This window comes from Acetoanaerobium noterae (genome assembly GCF_900168025.1).
Classification (GTDB): domain Bacteria; phylum Bacillota; class Clostridia; order Peptostreptococcales; family Filifactoraceae; genus Acetoanaerobium; species Acetoanaerobium noterae.
Genome location: NZ_FUYN01000001.1, coordinates 353080 through 369008 on the forward strand (window position 1 = coordinate 353080; position 15929 = coordinate 369008).

19 protein-coding genes and 1 other annotated feature are annotated in these 15929 nt (G+C 32.3%); of the genes, 7 read left to right on the top strand and 12 right to left on the bottom strand.

All coding sequences use genetic code 11. The features are described from left to right. Nucleotides 1-119 precede the first annotated feature (119 nt). A complete protein-coding gene (gene rpsT / locus B5X47_RS01755) occupies nt 120-389 on the top strand; it encodes a 30S ribosomal protein S20 (protein ID WP_013362016.1) in 270 nt (89 codons plus the stop codon). 140 nt (nt 390-529) lie between these two features. On the opposite strand, the gene holA is transcribed toward rpsT, so the two are convergent. From holA to B5X47_RS01780, 5 genes are all read right to left on the bottom strand, one after another. Next, nucleotides 530-1591, bottom strand: a complete 1062-nt coding sequence (holA, locus tag B5X47_RS01760; RefSeq protein ID WP_079588503.1) for a DNA polymerase III subunit delta — start codon at nt 1589-1591, stop codon at nt 530-532. Then, complete coding sequence (locus tag B5X47_RS01765) at nt 1560-2864, bottom strand: ComEC/Rec2 family competence protein (protein WP_079588504.1); 1305 nt, start codon at nt 2862-2864, stop codon at nt 1560-1562. Before B5X47_RS01765 ends, holA begins: the two co-directional genes overlap by 32 nt. A 154-nt stretch (nt 2865-3018) precedes the next feature. Further along, nucleotides 3019-3522: an ECF transporter S component gene (locus B5X47_RS01770; protein ID WP_079588505.1), complete on the bottom strand. Its 504-nt coding sequence runs from the start codon at nt 3520-3522 to the stop codon at nt 3019-3021. Between the two features lie 72 nt (nt 3523-3594). After that, the gene (locus B5X47_RS01775) at nt 3595-4758 is read right to left on the bottom strand and encodes a GNAT family N-acetyltransferase (protein WP_079588506.1); all 1164 of its coding nucleotides are present in this window, start codon (nt 4756-4758) and stop codon (nt 3595-3597) included. Between the two features lie 9 nt (nt 4759-4767). Continuing rightward, on the bottom strand, nt 4768-5670 hold the full coding sequence (locus B5X47_RS01780) for a DUF2156 domain-containing protein (protein WP_079588507.1): 903 nt from the start codon (nt 5668-5670) through the stop codon (nt 4768-4770). A gap of 196 nt (nt 5671-5866) precedes the next feature. Here B5X47_RS01780 and B5X47_RS01785 point away from each other — a divergent pair, with 196 nt between their 5' ends. From B5X47_RS01785 to B5X47_RS01800, 4 genes are all read left to right on the top strand, one after another. Next, nucleotides 5867-6772 (top strand): ComEC/Rec2 family competence protein, encoded by a 906-nt coding sequence (locus B5X47_RS01785; RefSeq protein ID WP_079588508.1) that lies wholly within the window; start codon nt 5867-5869, stop codon nt 6770-6772. A gap of 10 nt (nt 6773-6782) precedes the next feature. Beyond that, nucleotides 6783-6995, top strand: coding sequence for a DUF3006 domain-containing protein (locus tag B5X47_RS01790; RefSeq protein WP_079588509.1), 213 nt, complete (start codon nt 6783-6785; stop codon nt 6993-6995). 154 nt (nt 6996-7149) lie between these two features. Then, nucleotides 7150-7369 (top strand) — a binding site (T-box leader). Nucleotides 7370-7473: 104 nt separating this feature from the next. Further along, nucleotides 7474-8535 (top strand): pyridoxal-phosphate-dependent aminotransferase family protein, encoded by a 1062-nt coding sequence (locus B5X47_RS01795; protein WP_079588510.1) that lies wholly within the window; start codon nt 7474-7476, stop codon nt 8533-8535. A gap of 25 nt (nt 8536-8560) precedes the next feature. After that, nucleotides 8561-9472 (top strand): NAD(P)-dependent oxidoreductase, encoded by a 912-nt coding sequence (locus B5X47_RS01800; RefSeq protein ID WP_079588511.1) that lies wholly within the window; start codon nt 8561-8563, stop codon nt 9470-9472. Nucleotides 9473-9616: 144 nt separating this feature from the next. On the opposite strand, the gene B5X47_RS01805 is transcribed toward B5X47_RS01800, so the two are convergent. Beyond that, nucleotides 9617-10861, bottom strand: coding sequence for a competence/damage-inducible protein A (locus B5X47_RS01805; protein ID WP_079588512.1), 1245 nt, complete (start codon nt 10859-10861; stop codon nt 9617-9619). Between the two features lie 108 nt (nt 10862-10969). Further along, nucleotides 10970-11992: an NAD(P)H-dependent flavin oxidoreductase gene (locus tag B5X47_RS01810; protein WP_408605641.1), complete on the bottom strand. Its 1023-nt coding sequence runs from the start codon at nt 11990-11992 to the stop codon at nt 10970-10972. Nucleotides 11993-12235: 243 nt separating this feature from the next. Between B5X47_RS01810 and B5X47_RS01815 the strand changes: the two genes are divergently transcribed. Next, a complete protein-coding gene (locus B5X47_RS01815) occupies nt 12236-12577 on the top strand; it encodes a 4a-hydroxytetrahydrobiopterin dehydratase (protein WP_079588514.1) in 342 nt (113 codons plus the stop codon). Between the two features lie 92 nt (nt 12578-12669). Continuing rightward, a complete protein-coding gene (locus tag B5X47_RS01820; protein ID WP_079588515.1) occupies nt 12670-13725 on the top strand; it encodes an aromatic acid exporter family protein in 1056 nt (351 codons plus the stop codon). Here the strand turns inward: B5X47_RS01820 and B5X47_RS01825 are convergent. The 5 genes from B5X47_RS01825 to B5X47_RS01845 are packed head-to-tail and all read right to left on the bottom strand — an operon-like array spanning nt 13677 to nt 15773. After that, nucleotides 13677-13982, bottom strand: coding sequence for a hypothetical protein (locus B5X47_RS01825; RefSeq protein ID WP_079588516.1), 306 nt, complete (start codon nt 13980-13982; stop codon nt 13677-13679). The two genes, B5X47_RS01820 and B5X47_RS01825, sit on opposite strands and share 49 nt — an antisense overlap. A 16-nt stretch (nt 13983-13998) precedes the next feature. Further along, entirely contained in the window at nt 13999-14259 is a 261-nt protein-coding gene (locus tag B5X47_RS01830) for a hypothetical protein (protein WP_079588517.1), read from the bottom strand. A 55-nt stretch (nt 14260-14314) separates the two neighbouring features. Next, complete coding sequence (locus B5X47_RS01835) at nt 14315-14929, bottom strand: HutD family protein (protein WP_079588518.1); 615 nt, start codon at nt 14927-14929, stop codon at nt 14315-14317. Beyond that, nucleotides 14929-15219 (bottom strand): barstar family protein, encoded by a 291-nt coding sequence (locus B5X47_RS01840; RefSeq protein ID WP_079588519.1) that lies wholly within the window; start codon nt 15217-15219, stop codon nt 14929-14931. The genes B5X47_RS01835 and B5X47_RS01840 overlap by 1 nt, the downstream gene beginning before the upstream one ends. A 2-nt stretch (nt 15220-15221) precedes the next feature. Then, the gene (locus B5X47_RS01845; RefSeq protein WP_079588520.1) at nt 15222-15773 is read right to left on the bottom strand and encodes a ribonuclease domain-containing protein; all 552 of its coding nucleotides are present in this window, start codon (nt 15771-15773) and stop codon (nt 15222-15224) included. Nucleotides 15774-15929 lie beyond the last annotated feature (156 nt).

A 15929-nucleotide genomic window follows, 5' to 3' on the forward strand; every position in this document is an offset into this window, starting at 1 on the left:
CTTAAATTAATAATTTTTTTACGTTATAAAGCTTTTTGTCCTTTACTTTTGCTCGCTTATTTGGTACAATCTTTTTTGTTGACCAATTGGAAGAATCCAAAAAACAGGAGGTGAATATATTGGCAAATATTAAGTCTGCTAAGAAAAGAATTTCTGTTACTGCTAAGAAAACTCTTATTAACAGAATGAGAAAATCTCAAATAAAAACAGCAATCAAAAGATTTGAGGCTGCTCTAGCTGAAGGTAATATGGAAGCTGCTACTGAAAACTTCAAGTACGCTCAAAAGAAAATCCATCAAATCGCAGCTAAAGGAACTCTTCATAAAAATGCTGCTGCTAGAAAAGTATCAAAATTAGCTTCTAGATTAAACGCTGCTAAAGCTAACTAATTCAGAGGACAGCTTTAGTTCGTTAACATAGTAAAGCTTACTAAGGTATTTGCTTACCATAAATAAAAACCCCATATACCTTGGGGTTTTAATAGTTTACATAAAGGATGACTGAGGTCTTCCTTTTTTTGTTGATTTTTTTAAGCAAAGACCTTAGATGGTTTTTCTGTCTTAATGCGCTGACATATTTTCGTAAGAATAAGCTCTACACCTATTCTCTCATTAATTTGACCATTTTTAATCCTGTAATCTGTATCAAGGCAAAGGTTTAATAGCACCAAGGCTTCCTTGTACTTTAATTTTTGAGAGTGTATACCCGCCTTTTTAAGAGCATATGGATGAACTGATAGCTTCTGAGCTATCAAAGCTTCATTGTATCCCTTGGCCTTTAATATATGGTATTTCGTTATCATAGAGAGTTGTTTTCCAAACATAGTTAAAATCATAAGAGCAGATTCTCCAGAGTCAATTATATGATTGAATTCAATCAAAGCCTTTTTAAAATCTCCGCTAAAGGTATCTTCAATCAATCTAAATACATTATTCTCGAAATTTTGAAGAATTACTAAATCTATATCTTGAATTGTAATTTTCCCTTGCTTTTGATATAAAGCTGAAATTTTTACTAGCTCATTTTCTAAATCTCTTAAACTTTTCCCAGACTCTTTATAATAATAACCAGTTTTTTCAATAAAGCTTTCCAATTCCAAATCGCTAATAATGGTATTAGATTTCTTTAAAACGGCTTTGCACCATAATTTAAGTTCATTCATCTCAAGCTTGTTTGCTTCAAAAATACAGTGATTTTTTTTAAGCAGCTTAAATAAACTAGATCTTTTATCTACCTCTGGCGGGCAAAATAAAACTATAGTCGTTTCCGCTGGATTTTCAAGATAGGCTAGTAGTTTTTTTTCATCTTCTTTAGCCAGCCCCTTAGTCCCAGTTTTGAAGAACTCACTACTTTTTATCACTACTATTCTATTTTTATCCATAAAAGGCACTGATTCAAAGTTTTCTATTATCCTATCAATATCTATAACCTTGTCATCAATAACAGTTAGATTAAAATCTCTAAATGCTGGCTCTAGCTTATTCTTAAAACAATCTAATATAGAATCTATACGATAAGCCTCTTCTCCATAGATGAGATAGACCTTATCCTTTTCATTGTCAATATTTTTCAGCAAATCCTTGTAATTCATTTTTGTTCTCCTTTAAGGTATAGATAGCAAAGATAAAGTAGAATGTAAATATTAGAACATAGGCAACTATTGTAGTATAAATATTTGATGCCTCAAAGTCAATATAAGACAAAGAAAACGCTGATATCTTTTGATTGAAATAATACAAAATAAATTTCAGGCTTTTAACCATGCTCATAAGTAGATTCCCTAAAAACGGTATCTTATAAAGCACTAAAGACGATAACATAAAGGGATAGGTTAAAGTAACTAGTGGTACGCTTATTAAATTAGAAAAAATTGATATAATTGATATTCTCTGAAAATAAAAATATGTAAGGGGTAGAGTTAAAACTTGAGCGGATATTGTCATGCTAGTAAGGTTAGCTATGTATTTATGCAGTATCTTTGTCTTTTCAAAAGTAGCATTAATACTTTGGTAAAACATACCTATTGAAATAACAGCCATAAAGGACAATGTAAAGCCAGCATCGTATAAAATATATGGATTCAAAGCTATTAGCACGCTTGAAAGTAAAAACGCACTGCTAATAACATCATATCTCTTGCAATAAAAAATGCTAGCTATATACATCAAATAGAAAATCCCAGCTCTTATGGCAGAGGGTCTTGCTCCAGTAATTATGACATATATAAAAATAAAACCCAAAACTATAAAATATCTAATATTACTTGGTAACTTTTTAAGCAGAATCAATGCCATAGAAGCTAGAAGTCCAATGTGAAAACCAGATATTGCCAAGAGATGAGAAATTCCAGTTTTAGAAAATAGCTCTGTATCATTTTCATTCATCTCTGCTCTATCTCCATAAACCAAAGCTTTTACAAAAGGGCTATCTACTCTGTAAATCGAGTCTATATATTTTCCTAAATACTCTCTTATTTCGTATATGAGTGTTCTAAAATTTGATTTATGGCTTACTATATCATCAATGTTTCCATTTATCAAATAATTGTATCCTCTTGACCTTAAATAGTTTGCATATCCTCTTTGAGGATGTCCTTTTAGTGCAGTTACTTTTCCTTCAACTGCAATTACGCTACCTGGCAGGATATTATCAGTATAATCTAAGCTAGAATATTCATACTGAATTATGGCTGAATCCCCTGAGTAAAGCATAGTGTAATTTGGTCTTTTTTCTACTTGGTCTATTTGATATTCCCGATAAACCTCAATTGGTTCTGACTCTATAAAGCTTCGCTCTTGGTATACCAAGGTAAACACTGCTGAAATAAAAATACAAATGAATATAACAAAAGAGTATCTTCTCATAGTCACTCATCCATTCTTTTTCTATATCTAATATGATGAAGTATTTTTTATATTCAGTCAATTATTTTATTCACAAAAAACCACATCTCCAAAAGGATAATGTGGTCGTTAATAGCTATATTTAATATTAAAATTAATTATTTAGTAGCTGTGATTATACATTGAATTTAAGTCTTACATTTTTAGATATATAGGAAAATACTGGATACCCTATAATAAATGAAGCCAACGCTTGGACTCCGTTAAATGCAATACTCTGAAGTGCAACTTTATAGCTTGAATACATAACTGTTTCAACCATAAAATAACCTAATACCATAAATGCAACACCTGCTAACGAGCTGTACATTCCAGCTAGCTTAGTTCCTCCAAATTTAACGAATAACCAACCTATGATATATCCTTCTATACCTTTTACTATAAGTGTAAATACAGCAAAATGTGCATATCCAGATAATAAATCCGCCATCGCAGAGCCTATGCCACCTGCAATCATTCCTGCTACAGGTCCAAACATAAGTGAAGAAATAATAATAAATGCATCCCCTATATTAACATAACCGTTGGTTGCAGGTACGTGTATTTTGATAAACATTGTACCCACACAAACAAGTGCTATAAGTAAGCTATAGGTAACTAATTTATGAGTTTTATTCATAAGTTTCCCCTCCTTACTTATATTCTACATAAATCTTAATTCAGTATCAATAAATAGTGTATCGTTACAAAATTAGATATATTCATTCACATATGAAATTTTATAAGAAAATAGTCTATTAAGTTGAGCCAAATTAATATTTTCAGCTTCAATTTTTCCTAAATCATAAGCTGCCGAAACTGATACAGTTCCCATATAAAGTTGAGTTAGGGTTCCTATATCCATTATTGCATCAGCTTTATTATCAGAAATTGCTACTGAGCCATTTTTAATATGAAATACCTGATTGTTTTGACTCAAAATACCGTCATTAATCCTTATGCTTAAATCTAAAATCATATCTTTAGCTAATTTTTCAAGTACGTATTTTACATCTACTATCCTAGCCATCATAAAAGGCTTTAGACTTACAGATATTTTATTGTTAAATCCGAAATAATACATAAGCTGAGAATCTATAGGTTGCTGTATAGTAACACTATCAAGCTGAGTCTTGTGACTAGCCATAAGCGTCATAAATGAATCCAAAGCACTAGAATCCAGGTAAAACAGTTCTCTTACATAACCCTTAGATGGTTCCATTTTTGGATAAAAAACCATATACCCTATAGGCTCATTAGCATTATTTTTTGCTAAAAAAATCTCTCCTGCTTCAACTTTAATTTCTTCAAAGTAAGTGTAATAATGATTTCTATCTCTTTCCAAATAAATATCCCAATTTTTTGCCTTCTCTAGATAAATTTCTATAAGCAAGTCCGCAAGCTCATCTGTCATCTTTGTGATTCTTTCAAGATTTACAGATTTGTTATTTTTATACTCAATATCAGATAGATTAACCTCAAAGCTATATAAACTAAAGCAGTTTTCATAGCCATATCGTCTATAAATAGCAGTATCTATAGGCATCAATAGTGATATCTTCTCTCCTAGGTTATAGGCCTCCTCCAAAGCTTTATTTAAAAGCTTTGTTGTTAGTTTTTTGCCCCTATGTTCTGGATATACACTTATCCCTACCACATAGGCCGTATTTTGGGAATCCTTACTAATATTTATTTTATATGGATTTCTTTGAAGAGATGCAAGTAATTCAGTTTCCTTAGCAATCAAATTACACCCTGGATTGTATCTTTTATCAAAGTAATAATTTACAAAGCTCTCCTCATCTGAAAATGAATATTCCCATAAATTTCTTATTTCTTTAAGATCGTCATACAAAGCATATCTTATTTCTGACATAAAGCCCTCCTATTTTTCAATCAGAGTGTACTTTTCCACTAGCTTAATAGGCTTGTAGGATAATTTGGCTTGTCTCAAGCCCTCTAAGCCTAAATCCTCTTCACGGTTCACAAATTCAACATCTGGAAATTCATTTTCTAAAAACAATTTATTGATAGCAGTATAAAGTCCTCTTATTTCAGGATTAGCTTTTTCTACATGCACAACAACAGTATCAGGGTTAAGTAATTCGCCAAAAGTAAAAGCCTCTAAATTATTATCTATATAAATTCCACCGACTTTGGTTTCTGTAAGCTTAGGATAATTTTTAAATACCTTTTCTACTGCAAGTCTTTCCCCAACTAAGTGCTGGTCCTTTTCCTTATCCTCAGCCCATCTTTCCATCAAAGCAATTGCTTCTGGAAAGTCCTTGCAGCCTAATCTTCTATACTCAAATCTATCTCCATATTCCTTTAAAAAACTATTGTAGTGATTTTTCTTAGAGTGATATTTTCTTCCTGATAATGTCCTTAATTTTTCTGCTTCATAAAAATAATCATGAGAATCTCTCTCCTCAATTATCTCAAATCTATCAGGATATTTTTGAGATAAATATTCAACCCATGGCTTAGTAACAGCTCTAAGAATTAATTTTTGTTCCAATCCATTAAAGCAGCCTTCTATAGCCTCAAAGGCTTTTTGATAATTTTCAGGCTCAGTTATAGGCTGGATAGCAAAATAACTGTCATTTACTCGTCCAAATATATTAAGATAGCCATCTTCTATCATATAGCTCGTATTAAATACATGCTGCCACATATAAATAGTCATGAAGCTATATTCACAGGCTTCATATCTCACCTTATTAAAATACTCTTCAAGCTCGTCCTTAGAATTTATTCCTATGGGCTTAAGTTTACATTCATCTTCCAATTTATTGATTGTAATCTCCTCCTCAAAAAACTTTAATCATAATATTATATTATAACATACCATTTCAGTATGTAACCGATGTAACACTCCCTAAGAAAAATTATACACCAATAACCTTCTTTCTAATCAAATACCTTCCTTATGGATTATGTTATAATTAAAATTATAATAATTAGTTAAATCAAAGGAGACATAAATGAATTTCAATAAAAATAAACTTAAAAAATTTTCTCTAAATGTGTTATTAATATTTGCCCTGATGGCTTCTTCTATTATTTTCTCAGCTTGTGATATTTTAGAAAAGGATACAAGACTTCAAGTTCATTTTATAGATGTAGACCAAGGTGATAGTACCTTGATAATTTCTCCAAATGGTAGGACTATGCTCATCGATGCCGGAGACAACAGCAAAGGAAGTGAAGTCATCTCGTACTTAAAAAGAAAAGGCATATCCAAAATTGACATACTAATCGGTACTCATCCAGATGCTGACCACATAGGTGGTCTAGATGATGTGATAGAGGCTTTTGAAATAGGAGAATTTTATCTTCCAAGAAAAAGCCATACCACAAATACATTTGAATCTGTTTTGCTTGCTGCTAAGTCAAAAAATTTATCCATAAAAGAAGGTTATGCTGATAGAGAGCTAGATTATGATGAAAATATAAAGCTTAAAATTTTATCTCCTATAAAATCAAAGGATTATGGAAGTGATAACAATCTCTATTCCATAGTAGTAAAACTCGACTATAATCAAGCATCTTTTTTATTTATGGGTGATGCCGAATATAAAAACGAATATGATATGCTAGCATCTGACTACAGTCTTAAGTCAGATGTTGTAAAGCTTGGACACCATGGAAGTCATTCATCTACAAGTCCCGAATTATTAAACGCTGTTATGCCCTCTGCCGCTATAGTATCTTGTGGATATAAAAATAAATACTCTCATCCTCACAAGGAAGTCCTAGACTTACTTGAAACAAGCAGTATCCCTTTATACAGAACGGATGAACAAGGAGATATTATTTTTAGGACAGATGGAAAAACAATAACTGCAAATACAGAGCCAGGGTCTTACACTTATAGAAAATATAAATAGGAGGCTGATTATGAAAGGAATAATAGATAGATTTGAAGGAGATATTGCCGTTATAGAGCTTGAAAACAATGAGTTTATAGATATAAATATCAGTGACTTGCCAAAAAATATCTCTACTGGTGATGTAATAGAACTACTAGATGACAAAATAAATCTATGCATAGAAGAAACTAAAAATAAAAAACAAGCAATCGAAGATTTGATGGATGAGCTATTTGAATAATAGTCCAATCAGCTCACTGAGATAAGCAAAACAGATTTATCAAGTGCTAACTCGAACCATGTAGTGCTCGCAATAAAATAATTTTTATAAAAATATAAAATTATTTTATTGACTTATTATTTTATTACATGTACAATCTGACATTAAATAAACAAGAAAAGCTATGAAGAAAAATAGTACATTATAATTTCTGTTCAGAGAGCTGATGTTTGGTGCGAATCAGTGAGAAATTTTATGGAATCCATTTCTGAGCTGTTCTGAGGAAATCCAAGTAATCAGAACCGTAAGCCTGCGTTAAAGGTGTCAAAGTGAACAGCTATCAATGATAGCGGTTAATTTGGGTGGCAACGCGGAGTTTAGACTTCGTCCCTTTTGTGGGACGGAGTCTTTTTTAATATCCAAAATCCAGATTGTAAAATTAGCTTAGTTATAATAAGTATTTTAATTAGCGTTAATGAATTTATTAAGGAGGTAGAGCATGAGGTTATTTATTCCAGGACCAGTAAATGTAGAAGAAGATGTATTAAAAGTTATGTCCAGCCCAATGATAAGTCACAGGAGTAAATCAGCCTCCTGTCTCCAACAATCTATATCAGAAAATATGCAGATTCTGTGGAATACAAAAAACTCTATACTGCTGTCCACATCTTCAGGGAGTGGACTTATGGAGGCAGCTGTAAAAAGTCTTATACTAAAAAAAGGAGTGTTCTTTTCCTTAGGAGCTTTTGGAAAAAGATGGTATGAAATGGCAATAGCTAACGGAAAAGAAGCTGATATTTACGAAGTAGAAGAAGGGTATAGCAACAAAGCAGAGTTTATTGACAGCATACTAAAAAAGGGCTGTTATGATTTTGCTGCTATAACTCACAACGAAACTTCTACCGGTGTAGAAAATCCACTTATTGATATCTCCAATGTCATGAAAAAATATAGCGATATAATCTTTGCTGTAGATACAGTTAGCTCAACTGGTGGAGTAGATATAGACGTAGATTCTTGTAAAATAGATTTTTGCGTCACCTCTACACAAAAATGCCTCGGGCTTCCTCCGGGACTTTCTATCTGCAGTCTATCAGATAAAGCAATAAACCGTACTAAGTATGTTGAAAACAGAGGATATTATCTCGATTTGCTCACTTTGTATGAGTATACAATAAACAAGGACTACCAATATCCAGCTACGCCTTCACTATCACATATGTATGCCTTGGATTATAAATTAAACAAAATAATTAACATAGAGAAAAAAGAAAATAGATTTCAAAGACATAAGCTACTAGCTGATATTACCAGAGACTGGGCAAGAGATAGATATAAGCTCCTTGTAAATGACAATAACTATTCCGATACAGTGACAGCAGTGGTGAATTCTAGAGAAACTGATTTAAAAATGCTATCTTCAAAACTAAAAGATCAAGGCTACGTATTTTCAAATGGATACGGCAAGCTAAAGGATAAGACTTTTAGAATCGCACATATGGCAGATACCACTATAGAAGAACTAAAGGCTTATTTAGAAACCATTGATAAATTAATTTAATTGATATATACAGGAGGAAAATAAAATGAGAATATTAATAAATGAAGGTCTTCAAGCAGATGCTATAGATATACTTAAGGGTTTTGGTTATGAAATTATAAATCAGAAATACGATTACGATGCACTTATGGATATAATTCAAACTATAGACGTTTTGATTGTAAAATCTCATACAAGAGTTGATAGAAAACTACTCGCAAAGGGCCATAACGGACTTCTTAAAATGGTTGTTCGAGCAGGAGTAGGAACAGATAATATAGATATGGATTATGCAAATCAGCTCAGGATTGAGGTTTATAACACTCCTAATGCCAGCACTGACTCTGTGGCAGAATTAGCCCTTGGACATCTTCTAGTCCTTGCTAGAAATATTAATAAATCAATTGTAAGCCTTAGAAATGGACAGTGGAATAAGGCAGCATATTTGGGAACTGAAATTAAAGGTAAAACTCTTGGCATAATAGGATTTGGAAGAATTGGTAAATGCCTAGCAAAAAAAGCTGATGCTCTTGGAATGAATATTATCTACAACGATTTATATGATTTTGGAAATATCGATGTGCCTGGAACCTATCATGATTTAAAAGACTTGCTTCCAAAAGCTGACTTTATTTCTATACACACACCATATTTACCTGAGCCTCTTATAAAAGAGGAAGAATTTATTTTGATGAAGCCAAGTGCTTATATCATAAATGCAGCTAGAGGAGGAGTAATCGATGAAAATGCTCTTCTTACAGCTTTAGATAACGATTATATCAAAGGAGCTGCTATTGACGTATTTCTAAACGAACCACATCCTAATGAAAGAATCTGCAATCATCCTAATGTTTCTGTAACTCCTCATTTAGGTGGCTCTACTCATGAAGCTTTTTATAGAATAGGCATGGAAATAACCCAAATCCTACAGCCTATCCAAAGAAAGAACGTAATATAATAGGGACTCGAGCAAAAAATATATAGGCATATATTTTTCAAACTAAAAGCGAAAGCAACTGCACAGTTATTCTCGTTAACAAAAAAAGGACTGTAAAAAAATAGTACAGATAAGTACTAAATTTTTCACAGTCCCTTTTTTAATTTATTTTGAAGCTCTAATTTGTAGCTCTCTTCTTAGCATATCTAGTGCCTGAGAAACTGCTCTTCTTCTAACATTATCTCTAGAGCCCCAAGAGTCCATCTTCATCACCTTAACTTCTCCAAGCAAGTACAGGCCTATATAAACAAGCCCTACTGGTTTTTCATCTGTCCCTCCATCTGGACCAGCTATTCCAGTAATAGATAAAGCAACATCACTCTTTGCTCTATCTGCAGCACCCTTTGCCATTTGCTTTGCAACTTCTTCGCTTACAGCTCCATATTTGGATAAAATTTTATAATCAACACCCAAGGTATTTATTTTCGATTCATTTGAGTAAGTTATAAAGCCTTCTTTAAATACTTTGGATATTCCAGGATAATTTATAAGTCTTCCTGCAAGCAGACCTCCACTACAAGATTCAGCTACTGATATAGATAAATTTTGCTCTATTAATAAAGATGCTACAACTGCTTCCAAAGTCGTATCTCCAATAGCGTATACATCCATACCCAGTCTATCGCATATTTTCTTTACTACAGGCTCTAGCAATGATTTCGCTTCCTGCTCAGTTCTGGCACTAGCTGTAACTCTAAGTGTAAGTCCGTGCTCTTTTGCATATGGAGCCACAGTTGGATTTTCCTGGGCTTCTATGATATCCATAATTTTTTCTTCCATATGCCCTTCGCCTATACCTGAAATATTAATGATATCCGAAATAAATACTTTGCCAGTTCTTTTTTCTAGATATGGAATAATATATTTTTCCATCAAAGGTATTACTTCTCTTGGTGGACCAGGTAGTATGACTAGAACCTTTTCATCAAATTCTATAATGCAAGCTGGAGCTGTTCCATTTTCATTTGGAATTATCTTAGCTCCTTCTGGAAAATAAGCCTGTCTTTTGTTGCCTTCATTTAAAGGAAGCCCTCTTGAGCCAAAAAAATCCTCAAGATGCTTTATTGACGCTTCATCAAGTATCATATCTCTTTTTAAAAAATGAGCTGCTGCTTCCTTTGTAAGATCATCTCTTGTAGGTCCAAGCCCTCCTGTAGTTATAACTAAATCAGCTCTTTCAAAAGCTGTCTCAAGTTCTTTTGATACTCTGTTTAGATTGTCCCCTACAACAGATTGATGATAGACATCTATCCCTAAATTATATAGCTCTCTTGCAATATCCCTAGAATTGCTATTTAAAATTTCTCCCATTAAAAGCTCTGTACCTACAGCAATTATTTCTGCTTTCATAAGTTATATCCTCCTGAGTATCTATATTAAAAAGAACATAATACTAAAATATCATTTTAAGAATACATCAATGAATTAAACTTATCAAGACAGAAGAGTAATTACTCTCTATAAATAACTGTTTGCTTCCTCGCAAAGCTCATTTATCAAATCCTTGACTGTAGTTATTTTATCTATTTTATAAGCATTCGTCCCCGCAAAAACAAGTCCATTTTCCATATCGCCTGTCACTGATTGGATAAGAGCTTGAGAAATGCAGTATGGAGTAGTAGCTGGGTTACAAGGGATAAGGCAATCATAGCAACGCTTTACAGGAATATTGCCTTTGTCTAGCTTTTTAGTAAACTCATTATCTACAGCTCTTCCTGGCATCCCTACAGGGCTTTGTACCAATCTTATATCTTCTTTTTTTGCATCTACATATGAATTTTTAAAATTTATATGAGCATCACATTCTTCAGTTGCAACAAATCTAGTTGCCATTTGAACACCGCTCGCTCCTAGCTTAATAAACTTTGCAATGTCCTCTCCTGAGTATATTCCACCAGCAGCAATCACTGGAACCTGAATTTTATATTTTTCTTCAAATGGTTTCATCGCTTCTATTACTTCAGTCACTAGCTCTTCAAGCGGTTTAAATTCATTTTTTGCCAGTTCTTCCTTCGAAAAGCCTAAATGCCCCCCAGCTTCTGGTCCTTCAACTATAACCATATCAGGTATTCTTTTATATTTTTTGTCCCATACCTTAGATATAAGAGCTGCTGCTTTTCCTGATGACACTATCGGTACAATTTTTGTCTGTGAGCCTTCTACTAAAGCAGGTAAATCTAATGGAAGTCCAGCTCCTGAAATTATTAAATCTATTTTCATTTCTACTGCAGCCGCAACCATTTCTTTATAGTTTTTCATTGCTGTTAATAGATTTACTCCTAGTATTCCATCGCCACAAAGCTCTTTAGCTCTTTTTATATGCTTCTTTAAAGCTCTTACATTTGCTTCATTGTTATTTGATAAAAAATCTGGCTCATCATAGCCTATCTGAACTCCTGAAATAACTCCTATAGCACCTTCACGTGCTACTGCTGATGCAAGTGAAGATAGTGACACTCCAACACCCATTGCTCCTTGTATTATTGGAAGCTTTGCTATGCGGTCACCTAATTTTATCGGCTTTAAACTATTAATGGTAATCTCTCCTTTTAAAATATTTTGATAATCAAAGTATACATATTTATTTTAAACTATTTTAGTTTGATAATCAAAGTATTTTTTTATTTTTGCAATTTAACCATTAATGTTTAAGCAAAAAGCATATTTATAATTAATTTTCTGGTATAATTTTAATTAATACTGTTAAATGAAAGGATGGTTTAAATGAACGAAAACAATAACTTGTCTTCTAAAAAATGTGAAGCTTGCAGTACTGGCACTATACCTCTTCACGGAAATGAATTATTTGAATTAATGAAGGCTATCCATCCTGACTGGAGTCTTGATAACAATACAAAGATTATTAGAACATTTAGATTCAAGGATTTTATGTCTGCCCTTAATTTTGTAAATAAGGTTGGAGAAGTTGCTGAAGCTGAAGGGCATCATCCTGATATAGAGCTAAGCTGGGGCAAAGTGAAGGTAATACTTCTGACTCACAAAATCCACGGTCTTAGTATAAACGACTTTATTATGGCCGCTAAAATCGATGATTTAGCTATTTAGTCCTTCTTTAATCTTTGTAGTATTTTGTAATACACACATAAAACTTAGCCTCTCTAGGGGCTAAGTTTTTATAATTAATAGTGGAGGCAAAAATGAAAAGTATTTCGAATATTTTAGGATTTAATAAAGAAGCAATGCTTCTTGATTCTAAACTCTATATTGTAAAGTCTATGGTTGCAATTGCCACTGGGTATATCATAGGCTCAAAAATGCCTATAGCAAATCTGGATATGATATCCGTTCTTTTAGGAGTTATGTACAATCTCGAGCCTGTTAATGTATCTGGAATAAAAGGGGGAATTAATCAGCTTTTAGCTTCTACTTTAGGAGCAGCTTGCACTGGAATATTGATTTTGCTATTTGGTATCAATGTATACACTATAGCTCTAGGAATGGCACTTACATTATATGTATCTCTTAAAATAAACTGGAGAATGGTTTCTCCCGTAGCTATATTCACTTGTATTTATATGACTCAGTTTGTACAGCTAAATGCAGCTGCAGAGCCTAGCATCTGGCTCACCTTTAGATTGAGAATCGCAGCCCTTAGCTTAGGTGTAGCAATAGCAATATTTTATAATTATTTATTTTCATTTTTTTATTACAAAAAAATTGGTCACAAGCGATTGGAATTTGTTAAGCTTCAAACCTTAAAAGGCCTTACTCATATAAAAAATCAACTTTTATGCACAGATATTTCTAATGAAAATTCAAATATCTTGTATCAAAGCATTTTTAATGATGTGGAATTAGTGAATTCAAACATCAAAACTATGCTTAGTGAATCAGCACTTCCCTACAAAGCCGTCCAAAAAGATGAGCTTATTACTATTTCAACAATAATTGATGACTTAAAAAAGATAAACCATTTATCCTACGATATTTATTTTGCCTATAAAGAGGATCCTTTCCTCGATATTCACAGTGAAAAAATATTAAGCTCTATAGATAACGTAATAGTAAGTCTAAGCACCATTGATTTTAATAATTTGAATTTAGAAAACAAAAACTTCCAGAATAACCATATTGATTATTCTGGAAGCGAAAGTAATCGTTTAATTTGGAATCTTAAAACTATAGAAAAATCAGTAGAAAATATTTACTCATCTGCTAAAATATTATCCCTAAAAAACATTATTATGCCGTAAGCAGCCATAACAGCCATGTATTGATCTGACAATGATGATTCTATCCCTTCTATATTGGCATTGTCCCTATATAGTTGTTCATTTCGTTCCACCTCGGAATCGAAGAACTCATCAAACTCCTCGATTGATTTCATGGCTGAAATTTTGTCTGCATACCTATCATATTCTTCTCCTAGATGCTGCAGAAAAAATTTATCCAGTGCAGGATACCTTGACTTATAAAGTGATAATACTTGATCTTTTGTCTTAATTTTCATATGAATTCCTCCAGTCTTATTCTCCTAATTGTGATTCTAAATTTGCTATTTCTGCTTTTAGTATATCAATTTCATTTATATAAGCCTGAACCTGCTCGTCAACTGTTTTATTTTCTTTTAATGCTGTATAAACAAGCTCTCCAAGTAGTTTATACTTTTCGTCAACATTGGATTTAACCTTTGCAATATCCATTTTTGTTTTTGTAGTGTTTGCAACTTCCGATGTTTTTTCCCCAACCTTGTTAAGCGTCTGAGCCATTTTATCCATAAAACTCATAAAATTCCCTCCCTGTATTATTTTGTATAATAATACCCAAAAATTGGTTAAACTATCAGGTTGTACTAATACTACAAAGTAAAATTTCTGCTACTTCTTCACAGTTAATTTCAATATCTAAGCTTGCATTTGGTTTATTTGCATTTACAAGTAACAAATCCATTTTTGATAAAGTTATATCTCTATCCTCTAGCTTAATATTTAAATCATGAAATGGAGATATTAATATTTCAAACCTATTTTCAAATCCAGCTTCCAAGGTCTCCTTAAATAAAGTCATAGTATACACTTTGTCTATTTTTACTGATTTAAGATTCCCTGAAGCTTTTTCACTTAGCATAAGGTTAAAATCCTTGGCTTTTCCATAGCTTGTAGTAGGAATAGCTCCAGAGAAATTATAAACCTCAAAAGGCTGCAAATCTATAAAATCTTTATTATTATGTGTAAGCCTTAGAATATTATCTAGTGGAGTTATATACCTATTAATCCCTTTAAGCTCTGTGAATTCTGATTTATCTAAATCCACAGTAGCTGAGCTAATTCTAAATGCAAAATCTCTCACAGCGTAGCTAGAATGCTCGGGAAAAATCAACATTTGCGTAGTAGTTCCTCCTAACCAAGAGGATGTCTGATATTCTTCTTTATGAATTATTTTTAGGTTGTAGTTCATTATAGCTTCTCCTCACGAGTGTTATGAATTTCAAATATAACATTCTTATTTTCTTTTGATGCATCTTCAAACACATCTATAAGAGCATGTCCATAGTCTTCTAAATTAGCTATCAGGCTTTCCTTATTAATGAGCCTAATTTCAATCTTTGAACTATAGCTCATAAGAACATCCCAAAGAGCATCTAAATTATTTCCATAGTATTCGTTGTTATCCAATTGATGCTTTATATAAAGATGTACATAGTCTTTATTTTTCATATCTTTTCCATCTAAAACTACTTTTATCATAATCACTCCTCTTTGTAAAGCAATTCAAAGCTATCATAATGATCCTTTGTGTAATATATTAACCCATCATTTGAATATACTAATCTTTCTGGTCCTCTAAATCCCCCTTTATAATTTATATCACATTCAAAGTACTCCCTGCCTGATTTTTTAGGTAGCTTACCTTCTCTATTTCCAAATCTATCTCCTCCAATGCTCATTTTATCTGTCACATCCCATAGATTCCCTTCACTGGCTTCCCATCCCATGCTAACTGCATCTTTTTTAGTTATATAATTTCTTGGAAGCTTATTGTAAGTATGAATAAATAGTGCAACCTCAGCTTTACTTGTGTAATAACCCTGTTCATCTATCTCGGCATTAGATGAATTTGAAGTTTCATATACTTCATTTGATTGATTTTCTAAATCATCTAAGCTTTCTTCACTTTCGTTTATTTGTGGGATATCTGAATCTTTATATTCTTCTGTTTGAAATGGGCTACAAGCTACAAAGGAAAAAATGTATACAATCATCATAACTACGGATAATACTTTTTTTATATTAAAATTCACATCTAAACCTCCTAAAATTAACAATTTCTATAGCAATATTATATAATACTTCTAGAAATAATTTGCAATTTTTCTATAATATTTCAAAATCAAGGAAAATGTTTTCATAAATATGATAAAAACCGTTATAATGTATTTAGTGTGTTAAACTTTTAG

Coding starts and splice junctions, on each gene's coding strand:
- holA (WP_079588503.1), bottom strand. CDS start 1,591: ATGAATTACAAGGATTTGCTGAAAAATATTGACAATGAAAAGGATAAG.
- B5X47_RS01765 (WP_079588504.1), bottom strand. CDS start 2,864: ATGAGAAGATACTCTTTTGTTATATTCATTTGTATTTTTATTTCAGCA.
- B5X47_RS01770 (WP_079588505.1), bottom strand. CDS start 3,522: ATGAATAAAACTCATAAATTAGTTACCTATAGCTTACTTATAGCACTT.
- B5X47_RS01775 (WP_079588506.1), bottom strand. CDS start 4,758: ATGTCAGAAATAAGATATGCTTTGTATGACGATCTTAAAGAAATAAGA.
- B5X47_RS01785 (WP_079588508.1), top strand. CDS start 5,867: ATGAATTTCAATAAAAATAAACTTAAAAAATTTTCTCTAAATGTGTTA.
- B5X47_RS01790 (WP_079588509.1), top strand. CDS start 6,783: ATGAAAGGAATAATAGATAGATTTGAAGGAGATATTGCCGTTATAGAG.
- B5X47_RS01795 (WP_079588510.1), top strand. CDS start 7,474: ATGAGGTTATTTATTCCAGGACCAGTAAATGTAGAAGAAGATGTATTA.
- B5X47_RS01800 (WP_079588511.1), top strand. CDS start 8,561: ATGAGAATATTAATAAATGAAGGTCTTCAAGCAGATGCTATAGATATA.
- B5X47_RS01805 (WP_079588512.1), bottom strand. CDS start 10,861: ATGAAAGCAGAAATAATTGCTGTAGGTACAGAGCTTTTAATGGGAGAA.
- B5X47_RS01815 (WP_079588514.1), top strand. CDS start 12,236: ATGAACGAAAACAATAACTTGTCTTCTAAAAAATGTGAAGCTTGCAGT.
- B5X47_RS01820 (WP_079588515.1), top strand. CDS start 12,670: ATGAAAAGTATTTCGAATATTTTAGGATTTAATAAAGAAGCAATGCTT.
- B5X47_RS01825 (WP_079588516.1), bottom strand. CDS start 13,982: ATGAAAATTAAGACAAAAGATCAAGTATTATCACTTTATAAGTCAAGG.
- B5X47_RS01830 (WP_079588517.1), bottom strand. CDS start 14,259: ATGAGTTTTATGGATAAAATGGCTCAGACGCTTAACAAGGTTGGGGAA.
- B5X47_RS01835 (WP_079588518.1), bottom strand. CDS start 14,929: ATGAACTACAACCTAAAAATAATTCATAAAGAAGAATATCAGACATCC.
- B5X47_RS01840 (WP_079588519.1), bottom strand. CDS start 15,219: ATGATAAAAGTAGTTTTAGATGGAAAAGATATGAAAAATAAAGACTAT.